The organism is Pseudomonas sp. HTZ2 (genome assembly GCF_033173945.1).
GTDB lineage: Bacteria > Pseudomonadota > Gammaproteobacteria > Pseudomonadales > Pseudomonadaceae > Aquipseudomonas > Aquipseudomonas guariconensis.
On sequence record NZ_CP137332.1, the window covers coordinates 1,071,036 to 1,088,506 of the forward strand.

Annotated in this window: 15 protein-coding genes and 2 pseudogenes; 5 read left to right on the forward strand and 12 right to left on the reverse strand. The window is 63.0% G+C overall.

From position 1 onward, the window contains the following. From R6G97_RS05060 to R6G97_RS05085, 6 genes are all read right to left on the reverse strand, one after another. On the reverse strand, positions 1–1,284 hold the full coding sequence (locus tag R6G97_RS05060) for an NAD(P)/FAD-dependent oxidoreductase (RefSeq protein WP_317847869.1): 1,284 nt from the start codon (positions 1,282–1,284) through the stop codon (positions 1–3). 82 nt (positions 1,285–1,366) lie between these two features. Then, complete coding sequence (locus R6G97_RS05065; protein WP_043214709.1) at positions 1,367–2,026, reverse strand: GntR family transcriptional regulator; 660 nt, start codon at positions 2,024–2,026, stop codon at positions 1,367–1,369. A gap of 95 nt (positions 2,027–2,121) precedes the next feature. Further along, the gene (locus R6G97_RS05070) at positions 2,122–3,699 is read right to left on the reverse strand and encodes an aldehyde dehydrogenase (NADP(+)) (RefSeq protein WP_043214711.1); all 1,578 of its coding nucleotides are present in this window, start codon (positions 3,697–3,699) and stop codon (positions 2,122–2,124) included. A gap of 106 nt (positions 3,700–3,805) precedes the next feature. Next, the gene (locus R6G97_RS05075) at positions 3,806–4,753 is read right to left on the reverse strand and encodes a dihydrodipicolinate synthase family protein (protein ID WP_043214714.1); all 948 of its coding nucleotides are present in this window, start codon (positions 4,751–4,753) and stop codon (positions 3,806–3,808) included. A 72-nt stretch (positions 4,754–4,825) separates the two neighbouring features. Further along, a complete protein-coding gene (locus R6G97_RS05080; RefSeq protein ID WP_090346145.1) occupies positions 4,826–5,758 on the reverse strand; it encodes a 4-hydroxyproline epimerase in 933 nt (310 codons plus the stop codon). A gap of 227 nt (positions 5,759–5,985) precedes the next feature. Beyond that, complete coding sequence (locus R6G97_RS05085; RefSeq protein ID WP_414628463.1) at positions 5,986–6,699, reverse strand: helix-turn-helix domain-containing protein; 714 nt, start codon at positions 6,697–6,699, stop codon at positions 5,986–5,988. A gap of 476 nt (positions 6,700–7,175) precedes the next feature. Between R6G97_RS05085 and R6G97_RS05090 the strand changes: the two genes are divergently transcribed. The 3 genes from R6G97_RS05090 to R6G97_RS05100 all read left to right on the forward strand — a co-directional run bounded on the left by R6G97_RS05090 (position 7,176) and on the right by R6G97_RS05100 (position 10,371). Then, positions 7,176–8,801: an APC family permease gene (locus tag R6G97_RS05090; RefSeq protein WP_043214720.1), complete on the forward strand. Its 1,626-nt coding sequence runs from the start codon at positions 7,176–7,178 to the stop codon at positions 8,799–8,801. A gap of 91 nt (positions 8,802–8,892) precedes the next feature. After that, positions 8,893–9,903, forward strand: coding sequence for an Ldh family oxidoreductase (locus R6G97_RS05095; protein WP_102082641.1), 1,011 nt, complete (start codon positions 8,893–8,895; stop codon positions 9,901–9,903). Between the two features lie 276 nt (positions 9,904–10,179). Further along, complete coding sequence (locus R6G97_RS05100) at positions 10,180–10,371, forward strand: YhfL family protein (protein ID WP_043214725.1); 192 nt, start codon at positions 10,180–10,182, stop codon at positions 10,369–10,371. Positions 10,372–10,522: 151 nt separating this feature from the next. Here R6G97_RS05100 and R6G97_RS05105 read toward each other — a convergent pair whose 3' ends face one another. The 6 genes from R6G97_RS05105 to R6G97_RS05130 all read right to left on the reverse strand — a co-directional run bounded on the left by R6G97_RS05105 (position 10,523) and on the right by R6G97_RS05130 (position 15,655). After that, entirely contained in the window at positions 10,523–11,014 is a 492-nt protein-coding gene (locus R6G97_RS05105) for a GNAT family N-acetyltransferase (protein ID WP_043214726.1), read from the reverse strand. A 116-nt stretch (positions 11,015–11,130) separates the two neighbouring features. Next, complete coding sequence (locus R6G97_RS05110) at positions 11,131–11,601, reverse strand: Lrp/AsnC family transcriptional regulator (protein ID WP_317847870.1); 471 nt, start codon at positions 11,599–11,601, stop codon at positions 11,131–11,133. Positions 11,602–11,624: 23 nt separating this feature from the next. Beyond that, on the reverse strand, positions 11,625–12,929 hold the full coding sequence (locus tag R6G97_RS05115; protein WP_317847871.1) for an NAD(P)/FAD-dependent oxidoreductase: 1,305 nt from the start codon (positions 12,927–12,929) through the stop codon (positions 11,625–11,627). 80 nt (positions 12,930–13,009) lie between these two features. After that, complete coding sequence (locus tag R6G97_RS05120; protein ID WP_090346151.1) at positions 13,010–13,849, reverse strand: ABC transporter substrate-binding protein; 840 nt, start codon at positions 13,847–13,849, stop codon at positions 13,010–13,012. Positions 13,850–13,909: 60 nt separating this feature from the next. Beyond that, positions 13,910–14,674 (reverse strand): amino acid ABC transporter ATP-binding protein, encoded by a 765-nt coding sequence (locus R6G97_RS05125; RefSeq protein WP_043214733.1) that lies wholly within the window; start codon positions 14,672–14,674, stop codon positions 13,910–13,912. Between the two features lie 15 nt (positions 14,675–14,689). Continuing rightward, positions 14,690–15,655: an amino acid ABC transporter permease gene (locus tag R6G97_RS05130; protein ID WP_070574336.1), complete on the reverse strand. Its 966-nt coding sequence runs from the start codon at positions 15,653–15,655 to the stop codon at positions 14,690–14,692. A gap of 327 nt (positions 15,656–15,982) precedes the next feature. Between R6G97_RS05130 and R6G97_RS05135 the strand changes: the two are divergent. Both R6G97_RS05135 and R6G97_RS24890 read left to right on the forward strand, forming a co-directional pair. After that, positions 15,983–17,407: pseudogene (locus tag R6G97_RS05135) on the forward strand (methyl-accepting chemotaxis protein); the annotation flags it as partial. Further along, a pseudogene (locus R6G97_RS24890) lies at positions 17,390–17,467 on the forward strand (methyl-accepting chemotaxis protein); the annotation flags it as partial. The pseudogenes R6G97_RS05135 and R6G97_RS24890, both read left to right, overlap by 18 nt. Between the last annotated feature and the right edge of the window lie 4 nt (positions 17,468–17,471).

The window sequence follows — 17,471 nt, forward strand, 5'->3', positions numbered from 1 at the left end:
TCAGAACCGATCCAAACGGTAAGGCGCAAGCGCAGGCAACTGCCCAGCACCAGCGGGCACCGATCCCGTCATGGAGGCAACCAGTTCGGCAGTCGTCGCTGCCTGGGTAAGCCCCAGGTGCTGGTGACCGAAGGCGAGCAAAACCTTGCCGTCGCAGGCCTGGTCGATCACCGGCAGCGAGTCCGGCAGGGACGGACGAAAGCCCATCCAGGTGCTCGCCGCTTCTACATTCAGCGCGTTCTTGAACAGCCCCTCGGTCAGCCGATGCAGTTGCCAGGCCCGCCGCATGTTCGGCGCTCGCTCCAGCCCTGCGAACTCCACGGTGCCGGCCAGGCGCAAGCCGCCTTGCATGGGCGTCATGATGAAGCGGCGCTCCAGGGAAGTGACAGCCATGGGCAGGCGGCCGTGCTCGTTGGGCAGCATCAGGTGATAGCCGCGTTCGGTGTCCAGCGGCACGCTCTTGCCGGTCAGTTGCTGGGTAAGTTTGGCGGAGTGGGCACCGCAGGCGATCAGTGCTTTTCGGGCATTGACCTCGCCCTTGTCGGTGCGCAGCACAACGCCATCGGCATGCACCCGGGCACCCTCGACGCGCTGGCGGGCGAAGTCAACACCCTTGTCCTGGGCCGCTTGCACCAGCGCCCTCACCACCTGGTGAGGGTCGATGAAATGACCGGTCGCGGGGAAAAACAGTGCGCCCTGGATCGATTCGGACAACTGCGGCGCCACATTTCGCACGACGTTGGCGTCCCAGAAATCGACGGGCACGCCCTGAGCCTGCATCTTCTGCTTGAGCGCGTCGATCGCGGTGCGCGATTCAGGGCGTTCGAAGACCAGCAGGGAGCCGTCTTCCTTGAGCAACTGCGTGTTGCCGGTGGAGGCCAGCAGGCGGCGCCAGGCATCCAGGCTCGCCTCGTTGAGGGCGCGCAGGGCGGCGACGCTGTTGCGGTAGGGGCGTTGACGCAGGTTCAGCAGCAAACGTGTGAACCAGGGCAGGGCTTTGGGCAGGTAACGCCAGTCCAGGCGCAGTGGGCCCATCGGGTCCAGCAGCATGGCCGGCAAGCGCTTGAGGATGGACACGTCAGCGATGGGGAAGACCTGTTCGGTGGCCAGATGACCGGCATTGCCAAAGGATGCCCCCTGGCCCGGCTCATCCCGGTCGAGCACCAGCACCCGATGGCCCTGGCGCGACAAGGCCAGGGCGCAGGCCACGCCTACGATGCCGGCGCCGACCACGGCGATGTCATAGACCTCGTGACCGTTGCGGTGAAGTTCGTCTGAAAGCATCTGCTCACACCTCGGTGATCGTAGATTTTATACAATTGTCGTGTTCAAACCGCGCCCTGGCGACGAAGCTCAGGGCAGGGGGTCAGTGGTTCAGGCTGTTTTCCAGGACCGCGACGATGCCCTCGCAGGCTTCGCGGATGTGGCGGTCCAATAGGCGGCAGGCCGCCTCGATGTCTTTGTTGCGGGCATGTTCCAGCAGTTCTCGGTGTTCTTTTTCGGCTTTCTGGATTTCCCGCGTGTAGAGCAGCTGCATGCGGATGTAGCGATCGCACTTGGTATTGAGGTGCGTGATCATCGCCAGGGTTTCCGGCAACTGGGCCGGCGAGTACAAGGCAGTGTGGAAGGCGAAGTTCAGCTCGCTCCAGTTGTCGATGTCGCTGCCTGAATCCAGTGCGGCGTCGTATTGGTCCAGCAGGCGCTCGGCCCGGTCGAGTTCGCTTGGGGTCAGTTTCGGGATGGCCTGCGCCAGGGCCCGGCATTCGAGCAATACGCGCAGGTCGAAGAGTTCGCGGATGGTGGCGGTGGAGAGTTCGGTGGTGAATGCGCCCCGATGCGGATGGAACTGCACCAGCCCTTCGGCCTCGAGGGTCAGCAGCGCCTCGCGCACGGGGATCCGGCTGACGTCGTAGTCCCGCGCGAGCGCGTCCTGGCGCAATTGGGTGGCGCCTTTGAACTCACCGCTGAGGATGCGTTTGCGAAGATCGTCCGCAACGTGCTGGGCACGTGTCTTGAAGCTAGCCATAGTACTGTTCGAGAACCCGATTGGAATTTGCATATTGTATGCAAAGGGCAATGGCGCATCCACCGACGTCCTGTAGGTGGATGCGCCATTGCCGGTCAGCTAACCCGCTGGCCGTTGACCAAGCGGCTGAGGTTCAGCGGGTTGCCCTGCTTGATCGCCGTTGGCAGAAGGCTGTCGGGGAAGTTCTGGTAGCACACCGGACGCAGGAAACGCAGGATCGCTGCGGTGCCCACCGAGGTGCTGCGGGCATCGGAGGTGGCCGGGAACGGGCCTCCGTGGACCATCGCATCGCACACTTCAACACCCGTCGGCCAGCCATTGATCAGGATGCGTCCGGCCTTGCGTTCCAGGGTTGGCAGTAGTTTGGCAACCGCGTCGGTATCGGCATCGTCCATGTGCACGGTGGCCGTGAGCTGGCCTTCGAGTTGCTCAGCCACTTGCCTGGCCTGGGCCAGGTCGTCGCACTCGACGATCAGCGAAGAGGAGCCGAACACCTCGGCCTGCAGGGTGTGGTCACGCATGAAGTCGTGGGCAGTGGTCACGAACAGGTGCGATTGGCACTGGTTGTGGCCTTCGCTCTCGGCACCTTTGGCTTGCAGGCGTGCATTGGCATTGGCTGCCAGGGCTTGGACGCCCGTGCTGTAGGCCTTGTAGATGCCGGGCGTGAGCATGGTCTGGGTTGGGCTCTTGGCGATGGCAGTGCTGGCGGTGGCGATGAAGTCGTCCAGGGCAGGGCTCTTCACTGCGATCACCAGGCCCGGATTGGTGCAGAACTGGCCGGCGCCCTGGTTGAGGGAGGCGACGAAGCCTTCGGCGAGCGCGGCGCCGCGGTTGGCCAGTGCCGACTCGAACAGGAATACCGGGTTGATCGAGCTCATTTCGGCATACACCGGAATGGGCTCGCGGCGTGCCTGGGCGGCCTGGGTCAGGGCTACGCCACCGCTGCGCGAGCCGGTGAAGCCGACGGCCTTGATGCGTGGATCATTGACCAGGCCAATGCCGATTTCGGTACCGGAGCCATACAGCAGCGAGAACACCCCTTCGGGCAGTTCGCAATCCTGAACGGCCTGCTGGATGGCGCGGCCAACCAGTTCGCTGGTGCCCGGGTGGGCGCTGTGGGCCTTGACGATCACCGGGCAGCCGGCGGCGAAGGCCGAGGCGGTATCACCACCGGCCACCGAGAAGGCCAGGGGGAAGTTGCTGGCGCCGAACACCGCCACAGGGCCTAGGGCGACATGACGCTGGCGCAAGTCCGGACGCGGCAGTGGCTGGCGCTCAGGCAGCGCTTCGTCCACACGCACGTCGAGCCATTCGCCGGCACGGACGGTGCGGGCGAAGGTGCGCAGTTGGAAGCAGGTGCGACCGATTTCGCCCTGGATGCGTGCTTGCGGCAGCCCGCTTTCAGCCACGGCGCGCTGGACCAGCGTGTCGCCGAGGGCTTCGATGTTCTGGGCGATGCGTTCGAGGAAGGCGGCACGTGCTTCAAGCGAGGTATCGCGATATCGGTCGAAGGCTTCCCAGGCCAGGCTGCAGGCGAGCTCGACATGCTCACGGCTGCCGCCTGGATAGGCCGGTTCGAGCTGCGCGTTGGTGGCGGGGTTGATGGCGAAGACCGGGGCTTGTGTACCGGCGATGGCGCGTTGGCCGATCAGCAGGTTACCTGAAAGACTCATGGGGCTCTCCTGAGGTCGGGAAAGACGGATTCCCGCGTCGGGCGGGACGGTGAGGACGGCGCGCCAAAGGGGGCGCGCCGCCTCAGGGAGGTGACGCGGGGCGGGATCAGACCAGGTTGTTTTCAACCGACCAGCTGGCGTACCAGCGGCGGAACTGGGCGTACTGGTTCTCCGCGTAGCGGCGCTGGCTGTCGCTCAGCACATCGGTGGCATTGAAGTGCAGGGTGTATTCCTTGTCGCCGTTCAGGACCATCAGGTGCTTGTAATACAGCACCAAGTCCACGCCTTCGTCGAAGGACGACAGAATCGCCAGCGCGCCTTCGAGCTCCAGGGCCAGGCGACGTGCCCTGGCATCACCCACGGCCGCTTCCTTGCACAGCTTGATCAAGAGCAGCACTTCACGTGGCAGTGCGTTGCCGATGCCGGTGATTGCGCCGGTGGCGTTGCACTTGACGAAACCGTGGAAGACCTGGGTGTCGACGCCTGCCATCAGCGTGACTTCTTCATCCTTGGAGGTGATGAATTCGGCGGCGTAGCTCATGGCGGCCGCGCCACCGAACTCTTTGAAGCCGATCAGGTTCGGGTGTTCGCGGCGCAGTTCGAAGAACAGGTCGGCGCGGGTGGCGAAGCCGTAGTGGGGGCTGTTGTAGATCACCGCCGGCAGGTTCGGCGCCGCGTTCAGGATGGCCTTGAAGTGTTCCTTCTGGGCCGGGATGGACGAGCCACGGGACAGTACGCGTGGGATGACCATCAGGCCGTGGGCGCCGACCTTGGCGGCGTGAGCGGCATGGGAGACGGCTTCACGGGAGTTGACCGCGCCAGTGCCGACGATAGTCGGGATGCCAGCGGCGACCAGGCGGGCCACGCCTTCCTGGCGCTCGGCTTCGGTCAGCAGCGGCCAGTCACCCATCGAGCCGCAGTACACCACGGCGCTCATGCCGATATCGATCAGCTCGCGGCCCTTTTTCACCAGCGCGTCGAAGTCTGGCTTGCGGTCCGGGGTGCAGGGGGTCATCAGGGCAGGAATGCAGCCAGTGAAGATGTTGTCAGTCATTGTGGGCTCCTTGAAGCATTCATTCAGGTCGGTCGTGAAGGAGGCGCGCATCGCTCGCGACGCGCGTGGGGGTTATTGGCAGATGCCCCAGGCGAAGGGGTCCTGCTCGTCGATCAGCAGCTGGCTGTCGGCGGTGACATGGGCGCGGCCGGTGATCGAAGGGCGGATGCGCTCGCCTTCCTGTTCATAACGGCCTTCGAATCGGCTGCCGGTAATGCTGGCCTGGACCCAGGTCTGGCCTGGGGCGAGCTTGCCGTCGGCGGCCAGGCACGCGAGCTTGGCGCTGGTGCCGGTGCCGCAGGGGGAACGGTCATAGGCCTTGCCCGGACACATCACGAAGTTGCGGCTGTCGGCCTGCGGGTCGGCGGCAAACAATTCGACGTGGTCGATCACGCCGCCGTCCTCGCCGAAGATGCCGCTGGCCTCCAGGGCCTGGAGGATCGCCCAGGTGTAGGCGGTCAGCGCTTCGACGTTGGCCAGTTCCAGCACCTGGCCATGGTCGGACACCAGGAAGAACCAGTTGCCGCCCCAGGCGATGTCGCCACGCACTTCGCCATAGCCAGGCACCTGGACCGGCACATCATGGCGGTAGCGGTAGGCCGGCACGTTGCGCACGGTGACGGCGCCATCGGCGTGCAGAGTGGCGTTGACCGGGCCGACGGGGGTGTCGATCTTGTGCTCGCCTGGTTCGATCATCCCCAGGTGATGCAGCGAGGCGACCAGGCCGATGGTGCCGTGGCCGCACATGCCCAGATAGCCGGTATTGTTGAAGAAGATGACTCCGCAGGTGGCGTCCGGCGAGACGGGCTCGCAGTAAAGGGCGCCGACCAGCACATCATTGCCGCGTGGCTCGAGCAGGGTCGCGCGGCGCCATTGGTCATGGTCGTTACGCAATGCGTCGCGCTTCTGGCTCATGGTCTGGCCGGCGACGGCAGGGAAGCCGCTCATGACCAGGCGGGTAGGTTCGCCGCCGGTGTGGGAGTCGATGACATGGATGCTTTTCATTGAAATTGTAAATCCTCTGAACGCATTCGCCGGGGGGCTGGGATGGGCGGATTGCAGATTTTATACAATGTAGATTTTATACAATCAACCCCCTCATGCGTTCCCTCGGCGGATATCGATACCTGTGCAAGCGTGTTCAGCCGAGAGTGCGGTGGTGAGTTCAGCCCCGTATTTGCGGGGTGAACCCGCGCCCACAGTGACGTGCGGTCAGGTGTTTTGTCCGATGGTCAGCTGCGGGTTGCCTGTCGGTACTGGCGCGGGGTGAAGCCCGTCATGGTCTTGAACTGGCGCGAGAACGCGCTGTGGTCGGTGTAGCCGCAGCGCAGGGCGATCTCGGTGATCGGCAGGTCGGTGCGCAGCAGCAGGTGCGCCTGCTCGAGGCGTGCCTTGTGGATCATCTGCCGGGGCGTGAGGTGGAAGATGCGTTTGCAGTACCGCTCCAGTTGCGCCACCGAGAGGCCGGCGACTTCGGTCAGGTCGTCCAGCGTGATCGGGCGGTGGTAGTACTCGCGGATGTACGTGTCCACCGCCGATAGCCGCTGGTACGCCGGGTGAGCCTGGGCGGCTGACTGCAGGTCGACGGAAATGCCGATCAGCCCCATCACCTCGCCGCGGCGATTGAGAATCGGGCGCTTGTGGGTCAGGCACCAGCCCGGCTCCTGGCTGCCGTACAGGTGCACCTCCAGTTGATCCTGCAGTACCAGGCCGCCTTCCAGGACGCGACGGTCCTGCTCGGTATAGCCCGGCCCGAGCTGTGCGGGAAAGACTTGCGCGCTGGTGCGTCCGAGCAGGGGGGCGAGGGACTTGAGGCCACAACGCTCGACCAGCGTGCGGTTTGCCATCAGGTAACGGGCCTGGGCGTCCTTGACGAAGATCACCGCATTGGGAATGGCGTCGAGCATGGGCTGCATCAGCGAGATGCAGGCCATCAGCTCCTTCATGTCTTTCGGCCGGTGGGCGGTGAGGCCTTCGCTGAAGGTGGAGAAATGCTGCTCGGGCATGGTGCGTGTCCTGAGAGAGCGAAGGCAGCCTGGGGTGCTTTCGACAGGGGCTGTGTTTGCCGTTCAGGATGCCTCGGCGGCTGGCCCTCGCGTCAAGTCGTGGCTGCAAATTGTGCTGAATTCGTCATCAGGGCTGATGAAAACCATCAAGCAATCGTGGCCGCGATCAGTTCAACCTAAAAAAGACAGAGCGTGCCAGGCACCTCGTCGGACCCTTCGATCCACAGGCGGCCATAGACCACCCGCCTCTCTGGGACGGGGTTTGTTCACCCATCGCTTAAAAACAGAGCGCCACGCACCGGACACCCGGTGAGCGCGCATTCTCGAATCGAGAGGCTGCAACTTCACCGCCCAAGCACACTGATCTGCAACACAGTTTCTGCCTATTTCAATAATCCACAAAAAAGGGCTTAGCTATGTCAGGCCAAGGTAAATTCAAGAAACAACTGTCGCTGATGGACTTGACGTTCATCGGTCTGGGGGCCATTTTCGGCTCCGGTTGGCTGTTCGCCGCCAGCCATGTGTCGGCCATCGCAGGCCCGGCAGGCATCATCTCCTGGTTGATCGGCGGCTTCGCCGTGCTGCTGCTGGGCATCGTCTACTGCGAACTGGGCGCCGCCTTGCCGCGCGCCGGTGGCGTGGTGCGCTACCCGGTCTTTTCCCACGGGCCCTTGCTGGGCTATCTGATGGGTTTCATCACCATCATCGCGTTCTCGAGCCTGGTGGCGATCGAAGTCGTCGCCTCGCGTCAGTACGCCGCGGCCTGGTTTCCACAACTGACCCATCCGGGTACCAATGACGCGACCCTGGCCGGCTGGCTGGTGCAATTCGCCCTTTTGTGCCTGTTCTTCGTGGTCAACTACCGCAGCGTCAAGACCTTCGCCAAGGCCAACAACCTGATCAGCACGTTCAAGTTCATCGTGCCGCTGCTGGTCATCGTCGTGCTCTACAGCTTCTTCCGCCCGGAAAACCTCGAGGTTCAGGGCTTCGCGCCGTTCGGCATGTCCGGCATCGAAATGGCGGTCTCCGGCGGTGGCATCATCTTCGCGTACCTGGGGCTGACGCCAATCATCTCGGTGGCCAGCGAAGTGCGTAATCCGCAACGAACCATTCCTATCGCGCTGATCCTCTCGGTGCTGTTGTCCACCGCCATCTATGTGCTGCTGCAAGTGGCGTTCCTGGGCAGTGTGCCGACCGAGATGCTGGCTAATGGCTGGGGCCTGATCAACAAGGAGTTCTCGCTGCCTTACCGCGACATCGCCGTCGCCTTGGGCGTGGGTTGGCTGGCTTACCTGGTGGTCGCCGACGCGGTGATCTCGCCGAGCGGCTGCGGCAACATCTACATGAACGCCACGCCACGGGTCATCTACGGCTGGGCGCGGACCGGCACCTTCTTCAAGGTGTTCACCCGCATCGACGAGAAATCCGGCATCCCGCGCCCGGCGTTGTGGCTTACCTTCGGCCTGTCGATCTTCTGGACCCTGCCGTTCCCTTCCTGGGAGGCGCTGATCAACGTGGTATCGGCAGCCCTGGTGCTGAGCTACGCGGTCGCTCCGGTCTCGGTCGCCGCCTTGCGCCGCAGCGCACCCGACCTGGAGCGCCCATTCCGCGTCAAGGCCATGAGCGTGCTGGGGCCGGTGTCGTTCATCATCGCTTCGTTGATCGTCTACTGGTCGGGCTGGAGCACGGTGTCCTGGCTGCTGAGCCTGCAGATCCTGATGTTCGTCGTCTATCTGTTGGCCGGCCGTTTCGTGCCCACCGAACACCTGTCGCTCAAGCAGCAAGTGCATTCGTCGCTGTGGCTGGTGGGCTTCTACGCGATGATCATCGTGTTCTCCAAACTCGGCAGTTTCGGTGGCATCGGCGTGCTCGCCCATCCGCTGGACAATGTCGTCGTTGGCCTGTGCTCCCTGGGCATCTACTACTGGGGCGCACGCACCGGCGTGCCGGCACACCTGTTGCGTCTGGATGCCGATGAAGAGGAAGAACAACCGAACGTCCAGCCAAGCGCCAAAGGATTCACCACCGCCCACGCACGCTGAGTCGCAGGTCGACTCCGCCACGCCTGGCATTTTCACGCACGCACCGCGGCAGCCTAGGGCTGCCGCGGTCGCATTCAGGGAGTAATCGCAAATGAATGACAGGGTCCACATGACGCTCGAAGAGGTCCATGCACTGGCCGTCAGCGCGCTGTTGGCCAACGGCATGTCCACTGCCCACGCCCAGGCCATCGCCGAAGTGATCACCCAAGGTCAACGCGACGAGTGCCATTCCCATGGCCTGTACCGGGTGCTGGTGTGCGTGCGTTCGCTGCGATCTGGCAAGGTCGATCCGGCGGTGCTGCCGACGCTGCATGACGTCGGGCCTTCGATCGTCAAGGTCGATGCCCACCAGGGCTACTCGTTGCTGGCCTTCCAGACCGGCCTTCCCGTGCTGGTGGAAAAGGCCCGTCGGCAGGGCATTGCTGCCCTGGTGATTCGCAACTGCTTCCACTTTTCTGCATTGTGGCCGGAGGTGGAGGCCATCGCCGCCCATGGCCTGGTCGGCATGGCGATGACCCCGAGCCACAGTTGGGTAGCGCCGGCAGGAGGCAAGCGGGGCGTGTTCGGCACCAACCCGTTGGCGTTCGCCTGGCCGCGCCCGGCTGGCGAGCCGTTCGTCTTCGACTTCGCCACCAGTGCCATCGCCCGGGGGGATATCGAGCTGCATGCGCGGGAGGGCAAGCCGATCCCCGATGGCTGGGCGCTGGACAGCGAGGGCCAGCCGACCAACGACGCCAGCGCTGCGCTGGCCGGCGCGATGCAGACCTTCGGTGGACACAAGGGATCGGCCCTGGCAGCCATGATCGAGCTGCTGGCAGGCGCACTGATTGGCGACATGACCAGCCTTGAGTCCATGGCCTTCGATGGCGGCGCCGGTGCCACGCCGTGCCATGGCGAACTGTTGCTGGCGTTTGACCCCAAGGCGTTTCTCGGCGACGACCTCGAAGCCGGGTTGCAGCGGGCAGAGCATCTGTTCGCCGCCATCACCGGCCAGGGGGCACGCTTGCCTTCCCAGCGGCGCTTCAATGCTCGCAAGCGCTCGTTGGCCCAAGGCGTCTGGGTGAATCGTCAGGTCGTCGAGGACATTCGACGCCTGCTGTGAAGTGGACTTCAAGCGCTACCTGAATATAACTAGGCGCTGGTTGCAACGTGCAAGTAACGTTCGAACATTTGTTTTAATCGGATGTTGCTTGCGTTGCTGTTTGCATGGCTCGCTAGTTAAAAACAATCCAATTGGATAACTGTGCGTTATGTGCGCTCAGGAAGTTGCCGACTCTTGTTATGGCACCATGAAAACGGCGTTTATTTTTTTTGACAAAGTGGTTAATATCGCGCCGCCATCAGTGCGATGGTGAATTATAAATTAAAGGATTTAGTAATGAAAAAGCTGATCAAAGCCACTGCCGCTGTTGCTGTCATTTCGGGCGTGGCCCTGCTCTCCGGCTGCACCGGCCAAGTCTACAACCAGCCAAAGAACTGCTCGTACGACTACCTGTTCCACCCATCGGTTTCCATTTCCAAAGTTATCGGTGGTTGCGGCCCGATCGACAAGCTGCCACAACAGCAGTAATTTTGGATGTATGGATTACACCTCGATTGGGTGTAATCAGAACCCCCTCTCTTAATGGAGTAGGGGGTTTTTTATTGCCCGAGCCCAACAAGTAGTGGCGTTATGATATTAGTTGTTGAGGTCCAACCATCCAAACCAAAAGCACAACTATTTAACACAGTGACTTGGCCATCTCGGCAGTGGCCTTCCATCCCTGTGCCTCATATACCGGCCGGCCAACTTCCGTTGCGTGCAGTACCCCAAAGCCAACCCCACGCGCGAGGAACTCAGCCTCGGCCAGTCGCATCAAGGCCGACGCCAACCCCCGCCGCCGGTAGGCCGGTTCGACGAACACATTGAGCACATAACCGCGCTGATCCTGGTTCGGATGGGAAGGGTGGGGCGGCCAGTCGATGCTCATCAGACCGATCGCCGCCGCGTTGACTGCTCCGTCCATCAAGGCGAACCCGTAGTAGCGCCCATCGGTCAGGCGCGGCAGCAGCCAGGGCCGAAAGTGTTCGGTCATCACACGCAGTTGCGAAGGATCGCCCCCGGCCTCCAGGAACATCCGTTCTCGGTGGTCACAGATCATCGCGTGGTCGTTCACTTCCAGCCTGCGAGGTGTCAGGCCCGAGAAATCGATATCGCAGGGGAATTCATTCATGCGCTGCACTCCGACGGAGTGACCGATGCTAGTGCAGGCCCATCCCGGGCGTTAGTGACAGATCCGCAGGAAACCGGCCATACAGTGCTCTGGACATGGATGAGCGCAACCGATGACTACAGCATCAACCGCCGGCTGAACTTGGTTTCCATGACGATATGCGAGGCGGTGTGCGCCACGCCCTTGATCATGTTGATGCGGGTGAGCTCGGCGTTGAGCTCGCCCAAAGTGTGGGTGGCCAGGTGAATGATGAAGTCTGTTTCGCCCGATACGGCATACACCGCCTGGACCGCCTCCATCTTGCGCAAGGAGGTCATCACATCGGTGTAGCTCTTGTTGGTGCAGGAGGTCATGGTGAAGCAGTTGATGGTTTGCTGCAGCTTGTCCTGGTCGATGCGCACGCTGTAGCCGGTGATCACACCGGCTTTTTCCAGGCGAGCGATGCGCTCTTGCACTGCCGAACGCGAGACGCCGAGCTTGCGTGCCAGCGAGGCGGTGGGCTCGCGCGCGTTGGCTTGCAGCAGCGCGAGCAGTTGCCGGTCTTTTTCGGTCAGGCTGAACAGTGAACCGGGGTTTTGCGCATCCATGGACGTGGGCCTTGATCAGGTGGTCAGTACTTGATGGCCCGCCGTTGCGACCGCGCCTCCTGGAACTTGTCCATCAGCTTGAGGCCGGCATAGACCGTCTGTGCCGCCGCAGGGCCAAAGGGGCCGCCGTTCCATTCCAGGCCATAGGCATCGAATAGGCGGTAGCGGTCCGTTTCGCCGCAGATGGCCTCGGCCACCACGCGCGCCCCGACAGGTGCGGTGTTCATACCATGGCCCCCAAACGATGCACAAGACCACCGCCCCGCGCCCAACGGGCCGATATGCGGCATCTTGTGGCGGGCGTAGCCCATCAGGCCCGACCAGGCCTTTTCGATCTTCAGGCCGCGCAGTTGTGGGTAGACAGCGAGGATGTCCTGGGTCAGCAGTTGCCCCAGACGCTTTTCATCCTGCAAGTTGCGCGTGGTGATGTGTCCGCCCCAGAGCAGGCGGTCGCCATCGACGATGCGGTAGTAGTCCGAGGCGCGGCGGTTGTCGCCGACTGCATCGGTGGTACGAACCACGTCCGCGAGGCGCTCGCCCAGGCGTTCGGTCAGCACCACGTAGGTGGCAATCGGCAGGAAGGCGCGACGCAGCGGGCCGAACTCTGGGCCGCCATAGCCGCCGCAGCAGTACACCACCTCAGCGCATTCGACGCTGCCCTGTGCGGTGATCACCTGATGGCGCCCGGCGCGGCTTTCGACCCGAACCATCGGCGACTGCTCATGGATCCTGCCACCTTTGAGTTCGATCAGCTCGGCCAGGCCCAGGCAGTAGTTCAGGGGATGGAAATGAAAGCCGTGGCTGTCGCGCAGCCCCTGGAAGTACCGGTCAGTGTTGAGTTTGTCGCGGATCGCCCGAGTGTCGAGGTACTCCATTTCAAAACCGAACTCGCGCGCCAGACGATCGCGCTGGCGTTGGAGGTTGTCGCCGTCGTCATAGCGCACCACGCTAAGCTTGCCCGTGGTGGGCGCGCAACCGGGTAGCCCATGTTGAGCGATCATCGCTCGCACGATGTCGACGCCTTCGAGCGAGAGGCGGAACAACATTCCGGCCGTGTGGGTACCGCAGCGTCGTTCGATGGCCGACAGGCCTTCGGACCAGCCCTGCAGTACGAAGCCGCCGTTGCGACCGGAGGCGCCCCAGGCCACGCGGGCTGCCTCCAGCAGCACCACCGAGCGCCCTCGGGCAAGCAGCTCCCAGGCCGTGCTCAGGCCCGCCAGGCCGCCACCGATGATGCACACATCTGCCTGCGCCTTGCCCGCCAGTGTCGGGCGCGAAGGGGCAGGGCGCATGGTGGCGGTGTAATAGTTGTTGGTGTAGCTGGACATCGAGTCGGTCATCCTTTTTTCGAGGCGCAGGCGGGCCGTGCGCCCTTCGTGATGAAGGGCGTGGGCCGGGCAGTCAGGGGTTACTGGACGCGGGTAAGGTCGGTGCCGTACCACTTCTCGGAGAGTTGCTTGAGTGTGCCGTCCGACTTCATGTCGGCGATGATCTTGGCCAGTTGGGCATTGAAGGCTTCGTCACCTTTGTCCACGGCGATGGCCAGGGGCTCGTAGTAGGCGGGCTTGCCCTCCACCGGCACGATCGGATACCCGTGCTTGATGGCCCCCATCACCGTGGGCAGGGCGGACAGCGTGGCATCCAGGCGCGTGCCGTTGCCCATGCGTAGGTCGTCGAGCGGGCCCATGCTATCGCCATAGGTCTGCACGTCGCCGGGCTCGAGGCTGTAGCTGAACGGCGGCACGTCTGCGGCGTCGATCTTCAGCCGACGATTGATGTAATCCTCGGAGGTGGTGCCCGCTTCGACACCGATGGTCTTGCCGTTGAGGTCGGCGACTTGGGTACCGGCGGCGTCTTTGTGCACGGCGAAGACGTATGGGGTGTAGTAGTAGATGGCAGGGAAGTCGAGCACCCGGCCACGTTCGGTGGTCGGCGTCATGGAGCCGACCGACAGGTCCCAGCGGCTGGACCAGTGCCCGGCGGTGATGATGCCGTACTCCGGCGTGACGAACGTCACCTTGCTGCCGATGCGGCGGCCGATCTCGTTGGCCACATCGATGTCGAAACCTTTCAAGGTGTTGTCCTCGCCCAGGAATGACTGGGGCGGCCAGTTCGCGGCGGTGGCCACTTTCAGGACCTTGCTTTGCTGGATTCGGTCCAGGGTCGCGCCTGCCCAGGCGGCGCAGGTGGTGATCGACAAGGCGCTGGCGACGGCGGCGGCAGCGAAGATACGAGCAACTGAGGTCATCGGTACGTCTCCGGTTACACGGTAGTGGGTGTCGAATGCGTGCGGTAGCAAGGTGTGGTTTCAGTGGCTGAGGATTTGCGAGAGGAACTCCCGGGCCCGCGCATGCTGGGGGTTGTCGAAGAAGTCGTTGGGTTTGGCCTGCTCGATGATGCGGCCTTGGTCCATGAAGATGATCCGGTCGGCGACCTTGCGGGCGAACCCCATCTCATGGGTCACGCACAGCATCGTGATGCCGTCCTGGGCCAGCTCGCCCATGACGTCGAGCACTTCCTTGACCATTTCCGGGTCCAGCGCCGAAGTGGGCTCGTCGAACAGCATGATGCGCGGGCGCATGCACAGGGCGCGGGCGATGGCGACACGCTGCTGTTGGCCACCTGACAACTGGCCGGGGAACTTGTCGGCCTGGCTCTTGATACGTACTCGATCGAGGTACTCGTAGGCCAGTGCGCGTGCCTGGGCCTCGCTGAGCTTGCTCACCAGCCGTGGGCCGAGCATCAGGTTTTCCAGCACGGTCAGGTGCGGGAACAGGTTGAACTGCTGGAACACCATGCCCACCTGGCGGCGGATCCCGGCTACGCTGTCGGCGCTGCGGGTCAACGGGGCGCCGGCGATGAGCACCTGGCCTTTCTGAAAGTCCTCGAGCAGGTTGAGGCAGCGGATCAATGTGGATTTGCCTGACCCTGAAGGGCCGCAGACGACCACGATTTCTCCGCTGGCGATCTCCAGATCGATGCCCTTGAGCACATGGAAGTCGCCGTACCATTTTTGCAGGTCACGGATCGAGACTGCAGCGTGTGGCGCCGCGCAGGCGAAGGCTTGATTCATCGTGATGCTCCTTGTTCAGCGGTGGGCGCGGTCGAAGCGTTTTTCGAGGCGGGCCTGGACGGTCTCCAGGACAATCGACAGCAGCCAATAGAGCACGGCGGCGGTGATGAGCATTTCCAGGTGGCGGAACTCGGCGCGTCCCTGGGTGCGAGCCAGGAACATCAGCTCCCAGACGCCGATCACCGAGACCAGCGAGCTGTCCTTGAGCATCGAGATGAACTGGTTGCCGGTCGGCGGAATGATCAAGCGCATCGACTGCGGCAGGATCACCCGGCTCATGGTCTGCCAGGGCGTCAGACCGATTGCCCGCGAAGCTTCCCACTGGCCCCTCGGGATGCTGCTGATACCGGCGCGGAAGATTTCAGTCATGTAGGCGCCGTAGCACAGCGACAGCGCCAGTACCCCGGCAGGCACTGCGCCGACCACGTAGCCGAGCTGTGGAATGCCCAGGTAGATCAGGTAGATCTGGATCAACAGCGGCACGCCGCGGAAGAACGACGTGTAGAAGCTGGCGATGGCGATGGCGAAGCCGTTGGTGGACAACCGCGCCGTGGCGCCCAGCAGGGCCAGGACGAACGCGATGGCAATAGACAGAGTGGAAACATAGACGGTGGTGAACACCCCTTGGGTGATCATGTAGCCGACCTTGCTGGCGATGAAGCTGTAAGACAGGTTGAAGGTGTCGAAGAACAGCAAGAACAGCACCAGCAGTTCACACCAGACCGTGATGATCTGCGCCCGCAACGGGAAGCGTCCGAGGATGAACAGGTTCAGGACCAGCGTGGTCGAGAGGGTGGCCGCCACGGCGATATTGCGCAGCAAGGGGGCTTGCAGGTCGAGCACGATCGGCCCCATGAGCCGGGCCAGGCTGCCTTCACCTACGCCAGAGAAGAGCGCGACGACGAAGATGACGACAGCGATCGTTCCCATGAACGCGACGTTATCGGTCGCACGCGTTTTGACTATGTGGTCTTTGTACATTGTCTTCGTGCCTCTGCGGGGGTGAGCCCCTTTGTTGTTGTGGGTCCATTATCGGTGGGCAAAACGTCGGGCGGCACCTTGCGATCTGCATGGGTCAAAGGGTTTTTTGGGGCGTTTGTAGGAGGCGTACCCCTACAGATGCAGGTGAGCCTTTGAAATCTGCCAGGCATGAGGGCGCGCGAAGGCGTTGCGTGCCGCAGGTCGGAAAACCGCTAAGGGGTACTCAAGAACCGAGCGTGGGCAGCCGATAGCGAATGGGTAGAACCCCGCGACGGCGGGGTGAGCGTGCAACCTTCAAAAAAAGAAAAATCACCAAGGTCTCTGAACATGAACCTGAAATTCCGCCACAAGATTCTGCTCAGTGCCTGTGGCATCGTGGTATTGGCGTTTGCCTTGTTTACCCTCTACAACGACTACCTGCAGCGCAACATCATCCGCCAGAACATCGAGTCGTCCGTGCAACAGGCGGGCGCCCTGACCGCCAGCAGCGTGCAGAACTGGATGTCCGGACGCATCCTGGTACTGGAAAACCTGGCCCAGGACATCGCCCAGCAGGGCGCCGGCGAGAACTTGGCCGGGTTGATCGAGCAACCGTCCTACACCAGTAACTTCCTCTTCACCTACCTGGGCCATGCCACTGGCGTGTTCACCCAGCGTCCCGACACGCAGATGCCCGATGGCTACGACCCGCGCCAACGGCCTTGGTACAACGCGGCAACCAGTGCCGGCCATACGGTGATCACAGCTCCCTACCAAGGCGCTGTCGGTGGCCTGATGGTCACCATTGCCTCGCCCGTCAAAAGCCGCGCCGACGGCGCCCTGCTTGGGGTGGTCGGTGGCGACCTGACCCTAGATACCTTGGTGAAGATCATCAATTCGGTAGACTTCGGCGGCATCGGCCACGCCTTCCTCGCCGATCGCAACGGCCAGGTCATCGTCAGCCCCGACAAGGACCAGTTGATGAAGAACCTCAAGGACATCTACCCCGATGCCGCCTTGAAGGTCGAGCCAGGCATGCAGGACGTCACCCTCAACGGCCAGGATCGGATCATCTCCTTTGCTCCGGTCGAAGGCCTGCCTTCGGCGCAGTGGTATATCGGTCTGTCCATCGACAAAGACAAAGCCTACGCCGCACTGAGCCAGTTCCGTACTTCGGCGATCATCGCCATGCTCATCGCCGTGGCTGCCATCGCCGGCCTGCTGGGCCTGCTCATCCCGGTGCTGATGCGCCCGCTGACCACCATGGGCCGCGCCATGCAGGACATCGCCGAAGGCGAAGGCGACCTGACCCGCCGCCTGGCGGTGCAGCACAAGGACGAGTTCGGCGAGCTGGCCACGTCGTTCAACCGCTTCGTCGAGCGCATCCACGCCTCGATCAGCGAGGTGTCCTCGGCCACCCGCCTGGTGCATGACCTGTCGGAGAAGGTGGTTCACGCCTCCAATGCTTCGATCATCGGCTCCGAGGAGCAGAGCATGCGCACCAACAGCGTCGCCGCGGCGATCAACCAGTTGGGCGCAGCCACCCAGGAAATCGCCCGCAATGCCGCCGACGCCTCGCAACACGCCAGCGGCGCCAGCGAGCAGGCCAACGACGGGCGTCAGGTGGTGGACGATGCGATCAACGCCATGACCGCGCTTTCGCAGAAGATCAGCGAGTCGTGCGAGCAGATCGAGACGCTCAACGCCAGCACCGACGAGATCGGCAAGATCCTCGACGTGATCAAGGGCATTTCCCAGCAGACCAACCTGCTGGCACTCAACGCCGCCATCGAGGCCGCCCGTGCTGGCGAGGCCGGGCGCGGTTTCGCCGTGGCTT

Coding starts and splice junctions, on each gene's coding strand:
- R6G97_RS05060 (WP_317847869.1), bottom strand. CDS start 1,284: ATGCTTTCAGACGAACTTCACCGCAACGGTCACGAGGTCTATGACATC.
- R6G97_RS05065 (WP_043214709.1), bottom strand. CDS start 2,026: ATGGCTAGCTTCAAGACACGTGCCCAGCACGTTGCGGACGATCTTCGC.
- R6G97_RS05070 (WP_043214711.1), bottom strand. CDS start 3,699: ATGAGTCTTTCAGGTAACCTGCTGATCGGCCAACGCGCCATCGCCGGT.
- R6G97_RS05075 (WP_043214714.1), bottom strand. CDS start 4,753: ATGACTGACAACATCTTCACTGGCTGCATTCCTGCCCTGATGACCCCC.
- R6G97_RS05080 (WP_090346145.1), bottom strand. CDS start 5,758: ATGAAAAGCATCCATGTCATCGACTCCCACACCGGCGGCGAACCTACC.
- R6G97_RS05085 (WP_414628463.1), bottom strand. CDS start 6,699: ATGAAGGAGCTGATGGCCTGCATCTCGCTGATGCAGCCCATGCTCGAC.
- R6G97_RS05090 (WP_043214720.1), top strand. CDS start 7,176: ATGTCAGGCCAAGGTAAATTCAAGAAACAACTGTCGCTGATGGACTTG.
- R6G97_RS05095 (WP_102082641.1), top strand. CDS start 8,893: ATGAATGACAGGGTCCACATGACGCTCGAAGAGGTCCATGCACTGGCC.
- R6G97_RS05100 (WP_043214725.1), top strand. CDS start 10,180: ATGAAAAAGCTGATCAAAGCCACTGCCGCTGTTGCTGTCATTTCGGGC.
- R6G97_RS05105 (WP_043214726.1), bottom strand. CDS start 11,014: ATGAATGAATTCCCCTGCGATATCGATTTCTCGGGCCTGACACCTCGC.
- R6G97_RS05110 (WP_317847870.1), bottom strand. CDS start 11,601: ATGGATGCGCAAAACCCCGGTTCACTGTTCAGCCTGACCGAAAAAGAC.
- R6G97_RS05115 (WP_317847871.1), bottom strand. CDS start 12,929: ATGTCCAGCTACACCAACAACTATTACACCGCCACCATGCGCCCTGCC.
- R6G97_RS05120 (WP_090346151.1), bottom strand. CDS start 13,849: ATGACCTCAGTTGCTCGTATCTTCGCTGCCGCCGCCGTCGCCAGCGCC.
- R6G97_RS05125 (WP_043214733.1), bottom strand. CDS start 14,674: ATGAATCAAGCCTTCGCCTGCGCGGCGCCACACGCTGCAGTCTCGATC.
- R6G97_RS05130 (WP_070574336.1), bottom strand. CDS start 15,655: ATGTACAAAGACCACATAGTCAAAACGCGTGCGACCGATAACGTCGCG.